This is a genomic window from Allorhizobium ampelinum S4 (assembly GCF_000016285.1).
Lineage (GTDB): Bacteria > Pseudomonadota > Alphaproteobacteria > Rhizobiales > Rhizobiaceae > Allorhizobium > Allorhizobium ampelinum.
Genome location: NC_011989.1, coordinates 2533120 through 2546693, shown reverse-complemented (window position 1 = coordinate 2546693; position 13574 = coordinate 2533120). Strand labels below are relative to the sequence as shown.

Here is a 13574-nt window from a genome sequence, read left to right as displayed (position 1 = left end):
TAGATGAACAAACATGTTTTCACAAGCCCCCCGACCGGTCAGCTGAATGGCGGATCGTGGGAGCGGCCATTGCAGGCCCCGGAAGTCTCGGCCAACAAGAGCGAGGCCGATATCGAAAAATGGTGGGAGCTGGTCGACCGGGTGATTGCCGTTGCCCGCCAGTTCCGCTGGACAAAGGCTGAGGTCACCCGCCGTTCAGGCATGAAGGACGCAACGTTCAGCCAGTGGTTTTCCGGGCGTTATGAAGGGCGGCTGGATAACCACAACGCGATGATCGAACAATGGCTGGATGCATTGCAGGCCGCTGCCAGCGTGGCCGCGATGATCCCGCAAGCGCCCTCATTCATGCAATTGCGCGGCTCTGCCGAAGTGTTGGAAACCCTGACCTGGGCGCAGATTTGCCCGGATCTGGTGATGATCACGCTGGGTGCAGGCATGGGCAAGACGGCGGCCTGCGAATATTTCACCAACACGCGCCCGCATGTCTATCACGCCACCGTCTCGGAAAGCACCAAGACGGTGCATGGCATGTTGACCGAGCTGGCCGAGCAATTGGGCGTTCAGGAGAATAACCCCGCCCGGCTGGCCCGTGCCATTGGCGGCAAGCTGAAACGCACCGGCGACGGCACTTTGTTGATTGTCGATGAGGGCCAACATCTGAATGATGAAGCGCTCAACCAGCTGCGTCATTTCGTTGACGTCTACAGATGCGGGGTGGCGGTTGTCGGCAATTCCGAGGTCTACAGCCGCTTTACCCGAGGCAGGCAGGGGCCATCCTATGCCCAGCTGAAAAGCCGAATCGGCAAGCGTCTGCAACGGGTGCAGCCATACCCCGAGGATCTGCAAACCTATATTGCCGCCTGGAGCGTGACCGATCCGGCCTGCATCAAGTTTCTGATGGGCATTGGCATGAAGGGCGGGGCATTCCGCCAGATCGAAAAGACCATGCGTATGGCCCGGATGGTGGCAACGGGTGAGGGGACCGAGGTCAGCCTCAAGTTCATCCAGGCCGCCTGGAAGAACCGCGATGTGGAGGATATGGCATGATCAGCCTCCACAAGGAACTTCACGCTGCCGTCGGTCGCATTCGTCGTATGGCAGACTGGCCGTCGATCCAGACCACGGAACTGCTGCTGGAAGCCGACTTTCTCGATGGCCTGACCAGGCTTGCCAGAAACATGGAACAGGAGCTTGCCGTTCACCGGCTGACGGAGGCTGGCAAAGCAGGGCGACAGATTGTCGATGAACTGGCCAGCGAACAGTTCGCCGGTCTGGCCAAGGATGCCGATGCCAAGATCATCCGGCCGGATTTCGGAGGCCGCTCATGAATTGCGCTCCACGTCCTTCGGATCTGATCCACTCGATCTGCCAGCGCTTGCGCGAATTCGAGCAGACCGGTCTTCAACTGGCACCTGATCATGTCACCAAGCTCCTGACCAATCTCAGGACAGTTCGAGAACTGTCGCGCGATATGGAAGAGGAAATGCGCATTCTCGAGCATCGCCTTCAGACGGCCGGCGAGGGGGGATCGGATCGGCGCAAGCCCGGCCCGATGATCGATATCGCTGCCGGTAACGTGGTGCGCTTTCCAACCCGGGTTCGTGTCATCGATCCCTGCGGCAGCGGGCCATATGACGGTGGAGACGCCGCATGAAAAAGCTCGTCGTTCCCGTAGAGATCCCTGTCGATCAGCTGGCCGATGCCGTCGGTCCGTTGGTGATCAAGGCCCTGCGGGCGGCAGAGCGCGAGGACGAGGCGGCCGTTCTGCGCCGCCCTCCTATACAGGCATTGATCCAGGCGGGCCGCACACTCTGGCACGCTCTTAACCGCTACGAAGCCAGCGAAGGCACACGCGATGAAAGACGCGCGCTAAACGCCCTCCTGGCGGCTTCAAAAGGCGTTCGAAACGCCGTCAAAACCATCAGGGATTAGCAACATGGAAGCGATTATTCTCGAAGAAACCAGCGATTACGGCATCACCATCATCAACGGCCGGCCGTTCATGGAAGATGCCAAGGGCAATCTTCTGCCGACCGCCAATATCAAGCCGGAAGACAAATTGCAGGACGAGACCGTCCGCAAGATCATGAAATACGCCATCGAGCTTTCAGCCCGGATTGCGAGGTTTCGGGGGCATACGGTAGCTGATCTCGGCGCGTTCGATGCGCTGCTCGCCCAGGAATACGGTGCCAAGATTGGTGGGCAGAAGGGCAACCGGACCTACCAGACCGTCGATGGCAAGATGAAAGTCGTGGTGCAGGTTTCCGACCAGATCAGCTTTGGGCCGCAGCTCCAGATCGCCAAGGGCCTGATCGACGAATGCCTGACGGAATGGTCGGCGGAAAGCCGCCCGGAAATCCAGGCCATCGTGACGCGCGCCTTCAATACCGACAAGGAAGGCCAGATCAACAAATCGGAGCTGTTCATGCTTCTGCGCCTCGACATTGAAGATCAGCGCTGGAAGCGGGCGATGGAGGCGATCCGGAACTCGATCACGGTGACCGGGTCCAAAGAATATGTGCGGTTCTACACGCGCCAGAGTGCGGCCGATGGCTGGCAGGCGGTGACGATCGATCTGGCGAAGGTGTGAGGAGAATAGCGATGATGGCTCTTTATACAAAGCTGAAGGGTGAAAAGACTTGCCCGGTCTGCGGTCAGCCCGCCATGCCCGTTACCGAACAGCAGGAACGTATGCTGTTGGTGCGCTATGAATGCGGGGCGACCTTCGGGGTGAGCGGCATCCTCAATGTCATCAACGCTAACGAGCCATGCCCGACGCCGTCGCAGGTCGCGGCGGCCCATTTGATGGTGGAAGCGGATTTAGCGGGGGCGGCATGACCTCCTCCATCGCCGCCATTCACGTCGCCAAGAAGCAGCTCGGCCTGGATGAGGACACCTACCGGGCCAAGCTCAAAAACATCACCGGCAAGCCATCCGCCAAAGACATGACAGAGGCCGAGCGCCAGAAGGTGCTGAAGGTGTTCCGGGGTGAAGGTTTTGCTCCGGCTCCGGCCGCAGCAGGCAGGCGCAAGCCGCTTGCTGGCCGGTACGCAAAGAAGCTCCAGGCGTTGTGGATCGCGGGCTGGAACCTCGGTGTTGTTGAGAACCGGGAGGATACGGCCCTTATCGCCTTTGTGACCCGTCAGACCGGATTGGATCACGTCCGGTTCCTGCACCATGCCGACGATGCGAAATCGGCCATCGAGGGTCTGAAACGTTGGCTCTCCCGTGAAGCTGGCGTCGGCTTTGGGAATACCAATGGGTATGATTGGCTGGCCAGCGACGGGGCAAAGATCGCCTGGGCGCAGTGGAAGATCCTGCATCCCGGCTGCAGCCTGATGGTTCGCCAGGGCTTTGATGCCGAGATTATCTCCCTTGCTGGTGAACAGGTGAGCTGGATTGGCGATCTCAAGGCAAGCCACTGGCAGATGGTGATGAATGCACTGGGCCAGCGCATCCGGGATCGAGGAGACCAGGTCCGTGGCTGAGATCCGCGTCCCCGCCCATATCCAGCCCTATGTGACGGCGATCGGTATCGAAAAGACCGTTCAGTTCCTGTTGGCCTTCGGCGGGTCCTACGTCTATCTCTCGGAAAACCCGCAGGATCGTTCGCCGGTGGCGCGGGCGATCGGCAAGGTGGCGGCAACTGAACTTGCCCGACATATCGGTCCCGGCGGGTTCCGCTGCCCGACCGGAAAGCCCTTTATTGCCGCCCATTTAAAGTATAATAAGGGCTTCACCACCAACGACATCGCCCGGGAACTTCACACCACCGATGTCACCATTCGCAACTGGCTTAAAGCCGGCGAAAGCTCTCAACTCGACCTTTTCGGCCTCTGACCCGCAAACCCTTGCGGCTGTTTTGATGCGCCCATAACGATCAGAATCGTCCTCAGCAAAGCCGGTCTTGCCCGGCTGTTTTCTTATGCTGGGAACGATCATGACCAATTGGCCTCAACAGTCTGCCGCTGCCGATTTCTACGGCAAGAACCTCAAAATCTCCAAAGGCGTTGCCGGACCTGATCCAGCCTGGGAAAGGGCAAGCCTGGTCCTTGTTCCAATCCCGTGGAGGGCCGTAGCGGCCTGGGACAAAACCATCCCGCTTAAATCGTTCCGCGTCCACACCAAGGTCGCTGGCAGCCTCGGTCGCGTCCTCGGCAATATCTGGGATGTGTTCGGCAAGTCCCAGAAGACCATTGAAGCCAAGAACCTGCATCTGATCGGTGGTGGCTATAACTGGCGGCTGATGCGGGGCAAGGCCGCTCTCTCCATGCATGCCTATGGCTGCGCCGTCGATATGGACCCGACACACAATGCGCTTGGCGATCCGACGCCGGACATGGACCCGCGCGTTGTCGAAGCCTTTGAAGCCGAGAACTGGATCTGGGGTGGACGCTGGTCGCCGCAACGCCGTGACGGCATGCATTTTCAGGCGGCGATCGTATGAAGATCAGCCTCAAACGCAAGATCGGGATGACGGTGCTGTTCGTCGCCGTCTACCTGTTTGTCTCCGTCGCTTCAGGCTGGGTCATCGGCACAGGCTTTTTGCACGCGGTTGCCTGCGGTTTGCTGGCCATCCCCTTCGCCTGGATGGTCAGCCAGACATGGAGTGACGACTGATGCAAAAGCCGTCCTACACCACGTCCAAGCAATGGCTCTGGTGTTCCGGTGCCTTGGCCTGGACTGTCATCCTGGCGCTCACCATCGCCGCTTGCCTTGGCTCTGACCAGGCCGTGGCGTTCGGAAATGTCACAGTGCCAAGCATGGTCGGCCTGATCGTTGCGCTGCTGGGTGTGCATCGTGCCTTCGGCTCTCTGGACATGCGGGCAATGACGCGGGGTGTAAAGCCGGATCCGCCGTGCCTTGAGCCTCCCGCCGGAGGTCAGTCATGAGCCGTTACGTTATCGCCGGCCTGGCTGCCCTTGCGGCTCTTGCCGCCATCATCTGGGGCGGAGTGGCTGCGATCGGCACAATCGACGGCATGATCGATAAGGCCGCCAGCGCTGCCCGCAACGAGCGCGATGCTTATTGGAAAGGCGAGATCGAGACATCGAACGCGCAGGCCCAGGCCAAGATTGCCGAGACCCTCAAGCAAACCATGGCAGCGCAGGACGCCGCCCGTGATCAGATCGAGGCCGCCAATCAGCGTGCCGATGCACTGGAGAAACAGAATGCGTCTCTGCCGGATGATGGCACTGGTGGCATTGGCCGCGACCGCGTCCGGCTGCTCAACCAACGCTGAGACCCCGCCCGTGGTCAAGACCGTTTATGTCGAGCGTGACGTTCCCGCCGCCGCCAAGTTGCCGTGCGATCCTCCGGTTCCACTGCCGGATCGAAGGCTGAGCGAGCCGGAAAGCGCATCCTATTGGGGCAAGGACAGGACGGCTCTCAGGGCCTGCGAAGCGCGCCGGGCTGCCGCTGTTTCGGGGGGAACCCATGCTCAGTAACCTTCATTTCGAACTGGCCGAAGAGCGGATCGAACAAGAGCGTGACGCCAAGGTGGCAGCGGCCCGCGCCGACCTGAAGAAGGCCGGTGCAACGGAATGCCTGGATTGCGGCCGAGCCATTCCGCAGGCGCGCCGGTTTGCCTATCCATCCGCCATCCGGTGCTTCGACTGCCAGGTTTCGATTGAGCGTGAGGTCTACTGTCGATGATCCTCGATATGACAGCCATCGGCGTTCTGATCTCGTTGGCGCTCAACAGCATCAACCTGCTCACGCAGTTTCGCACCATGATGTCGACCGGCGAGAAGAAGCTCGAAGAGCGCATGGTGAAAGCGGAAGCCAAGCTGGTTGAATACGACCGGCGTATCCAGTCGCTCGAAAGTGAGCTGAAGCACCTTCCTGATCGCGGCACGACCCATCGCCTCGAACTGTCGATGGCGGAAATCGCCGGGCGTCTCAACACAATCGAAGTCGCACAAGCAGGCCGATTTTCGGCCATGGAGCAAAAACTAGCCCCCATCCAGGCCATGGGCGAGCGGCTGAACGAAGTCCTTTTGGAGCAAGCAAAGAATGAGCAGCATCGCGGTTGATTATGAAAAGCTGACCAGGGAGAAAGCCCGTCTGGTCATTCTCCAGGAGCTGGCAAAGCAGCAAAGCGAAAGCCTTTCGTCTGCCTTGCTGGCTCCGGCATTGCGCCTGAATGCTATCTATCAGGATCGGCCCTGGCTCAACCAGCAGATCGAATATCTGCGGAACCTCGGTGCGCTGACAGTCATCGATATCGATGACGAGATCAAGCTCGCCACTTTGTCCGACCATGGCAAGCGGCACCTGGATCGTGAAATCACCATCGAGGGCGTTGCGCGCCCGCGCCGGCCGGGGATCTGATCATGGGGCGCGGGCGCTTAAGCGGTATCGAACTGTTGCCGGAAGAATGCGGACCGATCGTTGCCTGGGCATCCGACGCCCTGCAGGACCGCGACCGGACGCAGACTGACCTTTATAAGGAGTTCGTCTCCAAGCTCCAGGCGCTCGATCGGGAATATCGCGGCGAGCTGGAGATCTGTATCCCGTCATTCAGCTCTTTCAATCGGTACTCCGTGCGCCTGGCATCGATGACCCGACGGCTGGATGAGACCCGCGAGATCGCCACGGCAATTGCCGGCAAGTTCGATGCCCAGTCCAGCGACGATCTGACCTTGATCGCGGCCGAGGCAATCAAGACACTGATCTTTGAACTGCTCACCAGCAAGGGCGAAAGCGGCATCGATCCGAAGGGCGCGATGGCTCTGGCCAATGCGCTGCGCGCTTCCACCCAGGCGCAAACCGTGTCTTCGGATCGCAGGCGCAAGGTCGAGGCTGATTTCAAGCAAAAGGCCGACAAGGTCTTTGCGACGGTTTCCAACCAGATGGAAGCCCAGGGCAAGCCTGATGGGCAGGAGGTTCTGCGCAAGATCCGCGAAGACATCTACGGGATTTTTGAGAAATGAAGTCGCCTGCCGTCCCGCTTTATGGCTATCAGCAGCGCTGGCTGCTCGATCGCTCGCGCTTCAAGCTCGGCATGTTTGCCCGCCAGACCGGCAAGACCTTTACGACGACGCTGGAGACCGTGGACACCTGCTTTGAAGCGGCTGTCTCCGGCAAGCGCGAACGCTGGGTGATCCTGTCGCGTGGTGAACGCCAGGCGCGGGAAGCCATGAACGAGGGCATCAAGGTCCATTGCAAGGCCTATGACTTGGCGTTTCAGGAGGCTGAATTCGATTGGGAAGGCGAGAGCGGCACCCATAAGGCGCTGGAGGTCACGTTGCCTCATGGCTCCAAGATCACAGCGCTGCCTGCTAATCCGGACACGGCACGCGGCTTTTCCGCCAATGTCTTTCTCGATGAATTCGCTTTCCACAAAGACAGCCAGCAAATTTGGCGGGCGTTGTTTCCAGTCATTTCCAAGGGCTGGAATATCCGCGTCACGTCCACACCGAACGGCAAAAGCAATAAGTTCTATGAGCTGGCAACCGGGCCAATCGATGATCCCTGGAGCCGCCACGTCGTTGATATCTATCAGGCGGTGCGGGATGGGTTGCCGCGCGACATCGAAGAGCTGCGCGCCGGTCTGGCAGATGAGGATAGCTGGGCGCAGGAGTTCGAACTGAAGTGGTTGGACGAGGCAAGCGCCTGGCTATCCTACGATCTGATTTCGTCTTGCGAGGATGAGCGTGCCGGAGACCCTGAAGGCTATCAGGGCAATGTTTGCTTCGTCGGCCGCGATATCGGCCGACGCGAGGACCTGCATGTCATCTGGGTCTGGGAGCAGATCGGCGATGTGCTTTGGGAGCGTGAGCGGATCGAGCAGAAGCGCGCCACCTTTGCCGAAATGGACGAAGCCTTCGATGATGTCATGACCCGCTACCGCGTCGGCCGGGCATGTATCGACCAGACCGGCATGGGCGAGAAAGTCACGGAAGACGCACAGATCCGCTATGGCAGCCGGGTTGAAGGCGTGTTGTTTACCGGCCCGAACAAGCTGGTCATGGCAACGCGCGGCAAGGAGCGGTTCGAGGATCGCACCGTGCGCATCAGCCAGGGCGATCAGAAGCTGCGCGCTGATCTTCACAAACTGCGCAAGGTGGCGTCTGCCACTGGCGCGCCACGCTTTGTGGCCGAGCGCGATGACGATCACGCCGACCGCACCTGGGCAGCGTTCCTGGGCATCCATGCTGCCGACGGCATCGTGGGTGAATACGCCTATCAGCCAGCGCCGGCACCACCATCCAAGTTCTCAGAACAGCAGGGTGACGATGAGCCCTACCGCGTCTCCTCAATGCGCAACAGACGTGGAGGCTATTGATGGCCCAGATCCTCGACCAATACGGCAATCCGATCAGCAGCGGCCAGATCAGACAAGAGCAGGCGGCACCTACGGTGACCGGTGTTCGCCGTCCTGTCGGCAATCATCAGGCACCGGGGCTGACACCGCCGAAGCTGGCGCGGATCCTCAGGGAGTCGATCGACGGCGACCCAGAGCGCTATCTCGAGCTTGCCGAAGACATGGAGGAACGCAACGAGCATTATGCCGGCGTGCTTGGCGTTCGAAAGCGCCAGGTCGCGGGCCTGGAGATTACGGTCGAGGCCGCAAGCGATAGCGCCGATGATGTCGCAGCGGCCGATCTGGTGCGTGACGTCATCGGCCGCGACGATCTTGAAGACGAGCTGTTCGATATACTCGATGCGGTCGGTAAAGGCTTTTCCGCCACCGAAATCATTTGGGATACATCCGAGGGCCAGTGGACGATCGAGGCACTGAAGTGGCGCGATCCGCGCTGGTTCGTGTTTGATCGCGACGATGGTGAGACACTTCGGCTGCGTGGTGCCGCAGGCGATGAGGATCTCTGGCCGGCGAAGTGGATCGTGCACAAAGCCAAGATCAAGTCCGGCCTTCCGATCCGAGGCGGCTTGGCGCGCTCGGCGGCCTGGGCGTATCTGTTCAAGACCTTCACGGCGACAGATTGGGCGATTTTCTGCGAGGCCTACGGGCAGCCGTTGCGCCTCGGCAAATATGGCTTGAGCGCTTCCGAAAAGGACAAGGAAGTCCTGCTGCGCGCCGTCAGCAGCATTGCGGCCGACTTTGCCGCGACCATCCCGGAAAGCATGGCGGTCGAGTTCGTACAGGCTCAGCTCTTCGGCAGCATCGATCTTTATGAGCGGCGCGCCGATTGGCTCGACCGTCAGATCTCCAAGCTCGTGCTTGGTCAGACCGCGACGACGGATGCGCAGGCTGGCGGTTATGCCGTCGGCAAGGTGCATGACGGCGTGCGTGACGATATCGAGCGGGCCGATGCCCGGCAACTGGCCTCGACACTCAACCGCGACCTCGTCATTCCGCTGGTCGCGCTCAATTTGGGCTCGCGCAAAAAATACCCGAAGATCCGCATCGGCCGGCCGGATGAAACCGACGTCAATGATCTCGTTGCCAACGTCGTCAAGTTGGTGCCGCTTGGCCTCAAAGTTGGCATGTCAACGATGCGTGACAAGCTGGGTCTGCCGGATCCGGACGCGGACGAGGAGCTGCTCGTGCCAAAGGCGGCAACGCCGGCACCATCGTCCGACCAGGAAGATGCTCCACCGCCAAAGGTCGCTGCGCAAAGTCAGATGGCGGGGGGCGATCGGGACGCGATCGATGTCGCAGCTGCCAAGATCGCGGCCGAGGATTGGAGGGAAATGACCCCGCCTGTCGTCGATGGTTTGGCCGATGCCTTGAGCAAGGTGACGACGCTGGAGGAAACCCAGGCGCTCCTGGCAGCCCAGGTGAGCGCCATGGGCGTCAACGCTTTTGTCGAGCAGCTCGCGCGCGCCGCTTTCTCAGCCAGGATTTCGGGCGAGGCAGATGAGGCGCTCTCATGACGGCGACGATTGCCGCCCTTAAACCCGAAGACGCCATCAAGGCGCTGAAGGCACGCGGTGAAACACTCTCGCCGTCCTTTTCCTGGCAGGACACTTACGGCGAGGAACATGCCAATCAGTTCACTGTTGCCAAATCCGCTGGCTTCGACATCCTGACTGACCTGTTCAATGGCATTCAAACCGTCGTTGAAGACGGCATATCCGTCGATAAAGCGGTCAAGGACATCACACCCATCCTGCAGGCCAAGGGATGGTGGGGCGTCCAGGAGGTGACTGATCCGCTGACCGGCAAACAGGGGCCGGCGCAGCTTGGATCGGTTCGCCGTCTGCAGCTGATCTTCAACGCGAACCTTCGTGTCTCTTATGCCGCCGGCCATTGGGCGGCCTTCGAGCGCAACAAGGCGCGCCGGCCGTGGCTGCGTTATGTCTGTATTCTCGATGATCGGACCCGGCCGGAACATCGCAAGCGGCATAATCTCTGCTTGCCCGTCGATCATCCCTATTGGGACACCTGGGCGCCACCATGTGGCTGGAATTGCCGCTGCACCTTGCAAAGCCTGTCGGATCGCGATGTCGAGCGCATGCGGGGTGAATTGACGTTCACGCCGCCTGATGATGATTTCGTGGCGTTTACCAACAAGCGCACGGGCGAAATCCGGATGATCCCGCGCGGCATCGATCCAGGCTGGGATCATAATCCCGGCAAGGCTGGCTTTCGGGCCTTTGATGCGGCGGAAAAGCTGATCGATGCGCCGCCGATCATGGCCGCCCAGGTCAACAAGGATCCCGACTGGCTGATCAGGCCGCTCGGCGATGACTTTGCCCGCTGGCTCGATGCGGCGACGGCTGGCGGGCGTGTCGATCGCTCCATTGTCGTGGTTGGTGCTCTCTCGGAAGATGTTCTGGCCTCGCTTGCCCAGGGCGGGCTTACGCCGCAGTCGGGTGCCATTACCCTGACCCAGCAGGCAGCCCTGCATATGATCCGCGACGCTAAAGCAGGGGTAGGCAAGACTGTCGATATGGCGGCACTCAGGCAGTTGCCTGCCCATCTCAGCCGACCAAGGGCGGTGCTGCGCGATCGGCGCGACGGTGCGCTCCTCTATGTGTTCGACTGTTGGTTTCCACGCGGAACTGAGCCGGTTTTTCCACCGAGAAGTGAGCCACCTCTGAGTATGGTTTTCTGCTCAGGCTTTAGTCAAGGTGCTGGTCTTTTCTCCTCTCTTCTGTGCTGCTGCGGCCGAACTGGCCTTGAAGCGGAAGCTGTCGTTTCCTGTTTCCAGGATATGGCAACGGTGGGTCAGGCGGTCGAGCAACGCGGTCGTCATTTTGGCGTCGCCGAAGACGGTCGCCCATTCGCTGAAGCTGAGGTTGGTGGTGATGATGACGCTGGTGCGCTCATAAAGCTTGCTCAACAGGTGGAACAGCAGCGCTCCACCTGAGGCGCTGAACGGAAGGTATCCGAGTTCATCGAGGATCAGCAGATCGAGGCGAACCAAGGTCTCGGCGATCTGACCTGCCTTGCCCTTTGCTTTCTCCTGCTCAAGCGCATTGACCAGTTCGATGGTCGAGAAGAAGCGGACCTTTCGGCGGTGATGTTCGATGGCCTGGACACCAAGCGCGGTCGCGACGTGTGTTTTGCCTGTGCCCGGCCCGCCAACGAGGACAATGTTCTGTGCTCCGTCCATGAAGTCGCATCGGTGCAGTTGGCGCACCGTCGCCTCAACGATTTCGCTGGTGGCGAAGTCGAAGCCGGAGAGGTCCTTGTAGGCAGGAAAGCGGGCGACCTTCATATGATAGGCGATGGAGCGGATCTCACGCTCGGCCACCTCGGCTTTCAGTAACTGGGACAGGATCGGCACGGCAGCGTCGAAAGCCGGAGCACCTTGCTCGATCAGGTCCGTGACGGCCTGGGCCATGCCATACATCTTCAGACTACGCAGCATGATGACGACGGCAGCACTGGCAGGATCATGACGCATGGCGACCTCCCACGATGCGGACACGTAAACCGTCATAGCGTTCGACATTGGCCTTGGGTTCACGCAACAAGGTTAGCGCCTGTGGCGTGTCGATATCGGGACCATCGGTGGTCTTGCCGTCAATCAACCGATGCAGCAGGTTCATTACATGCGTCTTGGTCGCCACGCCCGCATCCAGAGCCAACTCCACAGCACGGAGTACGGCCTGTTCGTCGTGATGAAGGACAAGGGCAAGGATATCGGCCATCTCACGATCACCGCCAGGACGACGAAGCATCTGCTCCTGTAGTTGTCGAAAGGCAGACGGTAATTCTAAAAACGGTGCGCCATTGCGTAGGGCTCCGGGCTTGCGTTGGATGACGGCAAGGTAATGCCGCCAGTCGTAGATCGTTCGCGGTAGCTTGTGGCTGCGCTCAATAATCCGCGCGTGTTCACACAGAATGTTTCCCTCGGCCGCAACAACCAGTCGGTCTGGGTATATCCGCAGGCTGACGGGCCGGTTCGCAAATGATGCTGGCACGCTGTAACGATTACGCTCGAAGGTGATCAGGCATGTTGGTGAGACGCGCTTGCTCTGCTCGACGAAGCCGTCAAACATGGCAGGGAGCGCCATCAATGCTGCCCGCTCATCGGCCCAAACATCCGCGATCGTGCCTGACAAGGTGCCATGCAGCGTCTCCCGCCACAGCTCCTGGCAATGTTGCTCCAGCCAGTCATTCAACGCCATCAGATTTGGAAAGTCTGGCATCTGTTGCCACAAGCGTGGTCGGGCATCCTGGACGTTCTTCTCGACCTGACCCTTTTCCCAACCGGCCGCTGGATTGCAGAATTCGGGCGCAAAGACGTAGTGGTTCGTCATCGCCAGGAAACGGATATTGACCTGCCGCTCCTTGCCACGGCCGACCCGATCAACGGCTGTGCGCATATTGTCATAAATCCCTCGCGCAGGCACACCGCCGAAGACCCGGAAGCCGTGCCAGTGAGCATCGAAGAGCATCTCGTGCGTTTGCAGCAGGTAAGCCCTGACCAGAAAGGCCCGACTGTGCGATAGCTTGATATGTGCGACCTGAAGCTTCACACGCTCGCCAGCGATCACGGCATAATCTTCACTCCAATCGAATTGGAATGCTTCACCTGGGCGGAATGATAACGGTACGAATATGCCGCGGCCCGCCGTCTGCTGCTCAGCCTGCCACTCACGGGCGAACGCGGCGACCCGGCCATAAGAGCCGGTAAAGCCGAGAGCCACAAGATCGGCATGAAGCTGCTTCAGCGTTCGGCGCTGCTTGCGCGACCGCCCTGCCTCGGTCTTCAGCCAGCCAGAAAGTTTGTCGGCGAAAGGATCAAGCTTGCTCGGTCGCTCCGGTACCGTAAACGTCGGCTCGATCGTGCCAGCGTTCAAATACTTTGCGATCGTGTTACGTGACAGCCCAGTACGCCGGCTGATCTCGCGGATCGACTGCTTCTCACGCAGCGCCATCCGACGGATGATGTTTAAAAGTCCCATGTGGATCACTCCGTTGCCCCCGTCGCTCACCGCGTTGGGGGAAGGTTCACATGGCTCAATTCTCAATGGAAATTATCCGCCTAACCGGCTCAGTTCTGCGTGGAAACCAACACTCTCTTGTAATGCGGTCATGGGTCCCCACGTCATCGGAGAGCCAAATTTGACTTTCAAATTGAACGCCCAGTTCAGCAATTTGCGTGGCGAAGAGCCTGCGCAGCGAGTTTTTGGTCTCGTGGCGTTCTTTG

At 59.9% G+C, this 13574-nt stretch carries 21 protein-coding genes and 1 pseudogene; 20 read left to right on the top strand and 2 right to left on the bottom strand.

Going from position 1 to position 13574, the window contains the following annotated elements; genetic code table 11:
- Positions 1-3 precede the first annotated feature (3 nt).
- The 20 genes and pseudogenes from AVI_RS12130 to AVI_RS31425 form a co-directional block, all read left to right on the top strand.
- On the top strand, positions 4-1047 hold the full coding sequence (locus tag AVI_RS12130; protein ID WP_015916622.1) for an AAA family ATPase: 1044 nt from the start codon (positions 4-6) through the stop codon (positions 1045-1047).
- On the top strand, positions 1044-1328 hold the full coding sequence (locus AVI_RS12125; protein WP_041696878.1) for a hypothetical protein: 285 nt from the start codon (positions 1044-1046) through the stop codon (positions 1326-1328). The genes AVI_RS12130 and AVI_RS12125 overlap by 4 nt, the downstream gene beginning before the upstream one ends.
- Positions 1325-1654: a hypothetical protein gene (locus AVI_RS12120; RefSeq protein ID WP_041696877.1), complete on the top strand. Its 330-nt coding sequence runs from the start codon at positions 1325-1327 to the stop codon at positions 1652-1654. The genes AVI_RS12125 and AVI_RS12120 overlap by 4 nt, the downstream gene beginning before the upstream one ends.
- Positions 1651-1932, top strand: a complete 282-nt coding sequence (locus tag AVI_RS12115; RefSeq protein ID WP_041696875.1) for a hypothetical protein — start codon at positions 1651-1653, stop codon at positions 1930-1932. Before AVI_RS12120 ends, AVI_RS12115 begins: the two co-directional genes overlap by 4 nt.
- A gap of 4 nt (positions 1933-1936) precedes the next feature.
- Positions 1937-2590: a DUF3164 family protein gene (locus AVI_RS12110; protein ID WP_015916620.1), complete on the top strand. Its 654-nt coding sequence runs from the start codon at positions 1937-1939 to the stop codon at positions 2588-2590.
- A gap of 11 nt (positions 2591-2601) precedes the next feature.
- A complete protein-coding gene (locus tag AVI_RS12105) occupies positions 2602-2838 on the top strand; it encodes a hypothetical protein (protein ID WP_041696873.1) in 237 nt (78 codons plus the stop codon).
- Entirely contained in the window at positions 2835-3488 is a 654-nt protein-coding gene (locus tag AVI_RS12100) for a regulatory protein GemA (protein ID WP_015916619.1), read from the top strand. The genes AVI_RS12105 and AVI_RS12100 overlap by 4 nt, the downstream gene beginning before the upstream one ends.
- Positions 3481-3840, top strand: a complete 360-nt coding sequence (locus AVI_RS12095; RefSeq protein WP_041696871.1) for a hypothetical protein — start codon at positions 3481-3483, stop codon at positions 3838-3840. The genes AVI_RS12100 and AVI_RS12095 overlap by 8 nt, the downstream gene beginning before the upstream one ends.
- Before the next feature lie 100 nt (positions 3841-3940).
- Entirely contained in the window at positions 3941-4447 is a 507-nt protein-coding gene (locus AVI_RS12090) for a M15 family metallopeptidase (RefSeq protein ID WP_080517022.1), read from the top strand.
- Positions 4444-4620: a hypothetical protein gene (locus tag AVI_RS31110; RefSeq protein WP_156753215.1), complete on the top strand. Its 177-nt coding sequence runs from the start codon at positions 4444-4446 to the stop codon at positions 4618-4620. Before AVI_RS12090 ends, AVI_RS31110 begins: the two co-directional genes overlap by 4 nt.
- Positions 4620-4892, top strand: a complete 273-nt coding sequence (locus AVI_RS12085) for a hypothetical protein (RefSeq protein ID WP_015916617.1) — start codon at positions 4620-4622, stop codon at positions 4890-4892. Before AVI_RS31110 ends, AVI_RS12085 begins: the two co-directional genes overlap by 1 nt.
- Positions 4889-5242, top strand: coding sequence for a hypothetical protein (locus AVI_RS12080; protein WP_015916616.1), 354 nt, complete (start codon positions 4889-4891; stop codon positions 5240-5242). Before AVI_RS12085 ends, AVI_RS12080 begins: the two co-directional genes overlap by 4 nt.
- A gap of 10 nt (positions 5243-5252) precedes the next feature.
- A complete protein-coding gene (locus AVI_RS29630; RefSeq protein WP_234627339.1) occupies positions 5253-5447 on the top strand; it encodes a hypothetical protein in 195 nt (64 codons plus the stop codon).
- Positions 5437-5655 (top strand): TraR/DksA C4-type zinc finger protein, encoded by a 219-nt coding sequence (locus AVI_RS12075; RefSeq protein ID WP_015916615.1) that lies wholly within the window; start codon positions 5437-5439, stop codon positions 5653-5655. The genes AVI_RS29630 and AVI_RS12075 overlap by 11 nt, the downstream gene beginning before the upstream one ends.
- Positions 5652-6035: a DUF2730 family protein gene (locus AVI_RS12070; protein ID WP_015916614.1), complete on the top strand. Its 384-nt coding sequence runs from the start codon at positions 5652-5654 to the stop codon at positions 6033-6035. Before AVI_RS12075 ends, AVI_RS12070 begins: the two co-directional genes overlap by 4 nt.
- Complete coding sequence (locus tag AVI_RS12065; RefSeq protein ID WP_041696869.1) at positions 6016-6333, top strand: hypothetical protein; 318 nt, start codon at positions 6016-6018, stop codon at positions 6331-6333. Before AVI_RS12070 ends, AVI_RS12065 begins: the two co-directional genes overlap by 20 nt.
- A gap of 2 nt (positions 6334-6335) precedes the next feature.
- Complete coding sequence (locus AVI_RS12060; protein ID WP_015916613.1) at positions 6336-6935, top strand: DUF3486 family protein; 600 nt, start codon at positions 6336-6338, stop codon at positions 6933-6935.
- A complete protein-coding gene (locus AVI_RS12055; protein WP_015916612.1) occupies positions 6932-8290 on the top strand; it encodes a terminase large subunit domain-containing protein in 1359 nt (452 codons plus the stop codon). Before AVI_RS12060 ends, AVI_RS12055 begins: the two co-directional genes overlap by 4 nt.
- On the top strand, positions 8290-9843 hold the full coding sequence (locus tag AVI_RS12050; protein ID WP_015916611.1) for a DUF935 domain-containing protein: 1554 nt from the start codon (positions 8290-8292) through the stop codon (positions 9841-9843). The genes AVI_RS12055 and AVI_RS12050 overlap by 1 nt, the downstream gene beginning before the upstream one ends.
- Positions 9840-10388, top strand: a pseudogene (locus tag AVI_RS31425) (phage head morphogenesis protein); the annotation flags it as partial. The gene AVI_RS12050 and the pseudogene AVI_RS31425, both read left to right, overlap by 4 nt.
- Positions 10389-11027: 639 nt before the next feature.
- Here AVI_RS31425 and istB read toward each other — a convergent pair.
- Positions 11028-11822, bottom strand: coding sequence for an IS21-like element helper ATPase IstB (gene istB / locus AVI_RS29625; RefSeq protein WP_015915598.1), 795 nt, complete (start codon positions 11820-11822; stop codon positions 11028-11030).
- Positions 11812-13329 carry an IS21 family transposase gene (gene istA / locus AVI_RS12035; RefSeq protein WP_015914912.1) on the bottom strand — a complete coding sequence of 506 codons (1518 nt, stop codon included), beginning with the start codon at positions 13327-13329 and terminating at the stop codon, positions 11812-11814. The genes istB and istA overlap by 11 nt, the downstream gene beginning before the upstream one ends.
- Between the last annotated feature and the right edge of the window lie 245 nt (positions 13330-13574).

Excerpts from the sequence above, each read along its gene's own strand:
- istB (WP_015915598.1), bottom strand. The coding sequence starts at position 11,822 with ATGCGTCATGATCCTGCCAGTGCTGCCGTCGTCATCATGCTGCGTAGT.
- AVI_RS12100 (WP_015916619.1), top strand. The coding sequence starts at position 2,835 with ATGACCTCCTCCATCGCCGCCATTCACGTCGCCAAGAAGCAGCTCGGC.
- AVI_RS12085 (WP_015916617.1), top strand. The coding sequence starts at position 4,620 with ATGCAAAAGCCGTCCTACACCACGTCCAAGCAATGGCTCTGGTGTTCC.
- AVI_RS12130 (WP_015916622.1), top strand. The coding sequence starts at position 4 with ATGAACAAACATGTTTTCACAAGCCCCCCGACCGGTCAGCTGAATGGC.
- AVI_RS12115 (WP_041696875.1), top strand. The coding sequence starts at position 1,651 with ATGAAAAAGCTCGTCGTTCCCGTAGAGATCCCTGTCGATCAGCTGGCC.
- istA (WP_015914912.1), bottom strand. The coding sequence starts at position 13,329 with ATGGGACTTTTAAACATCATCCGTCGGATGGCGCTGCGTGAGAAGCAG.
- AVI_RS31110 (WP_156753215.1), top strand. The coding sequence starts at position 4,444 with ATGAAGATCAGCCTCAAACGCAAGATCGGGATGACGGTGCTGTTCGTC.
- AVI_RS12070 (WP_015916614.1), top strand. The coding sequence starts at position 5,652 with ATGATCCTCGATATGACAGCCATCGGCGTTCTGATCTCGTTGGCGCTC.
- AVI_RS12105 (WP_041696873.1), top strand. The coding sequence starts at position 2,602 with ATGATGGCTCTTTATACAAAGCTGAAGGGTGAAAAGACTTGCCCGGTC.
- AVI_RS12075 (WP_015916615.1), top strand. The coding sequence starts at position 5,437 with ATGCTCAGTAACCTTCATTTCGAACTGGCCGAAGAGCGGATCGAACAA.
- AVI_RS12065 (WP_041696869.1), top strand. The coding sequence starts at position 6,016 with ATGAGCAGCATCGCGGTTGATTATGAAAAGCTGACCAGGGAGAAAGCC.
- AVI_RS12060 (WP_015916613.1), top strand. The coding sequence starts at position 6,336 with ATGGGGCGCGGGCGCTTAAGCGGTATCGAACTGTTGCCGGAAGAATGC.
- AVI_RS12080 (WP_015916616.1), top strand. The coding sequence starts at position 4,889 with ATGAGCCGTTACGTTATCGCCGGCCTGGCTGCCCTTGCGGCTCTTGCC.
- AVI_RS12110 (WP_015916620.1), top strand. The coding sequence starts at position 1,937 with ATGGAAGCGATTATTCTCGAAGAAACCAGCGATTACGGCATCACCATC.
- AVI_RS12120 (WP_041696877.1), top strand. The coding sequence starts at position 1,325 with ATGAATTGCGCTCCACGTCCTTCGGATCTGATCCACTCGATCTGCCAG.
- AVI_RS12090 (WP_080517022.1), top strand. The coding sequence starts at position 3,941 with ATGACCAATTGGCCTCAACAGTCTGCCGCTGCCGATTTCTACGGCAAG.
- AVI_RS12050 (WP_015916611.1), top strand. The coding sequence starts at position 8,290 with ATGGCCCAGATCCTCGACCAATACGGCAATCCGATCAGCAGCGGCCAG.
- AVI_RS12055 (WP_015916612.1), top strand. The coding sequence starts at position 6,932 with ATGAAGTCGCCTGCCGTCCCGCTTTATGGCTATCAGCAGCGCTGGCTG.
- AVI_RS12125 (WP_041696878.1), top strand. The coding sequence starts at position 1,044 with ATGATCAGCCTCCACAAGGAACTTCACGCTGCCGTCGGTCGCATTCGT.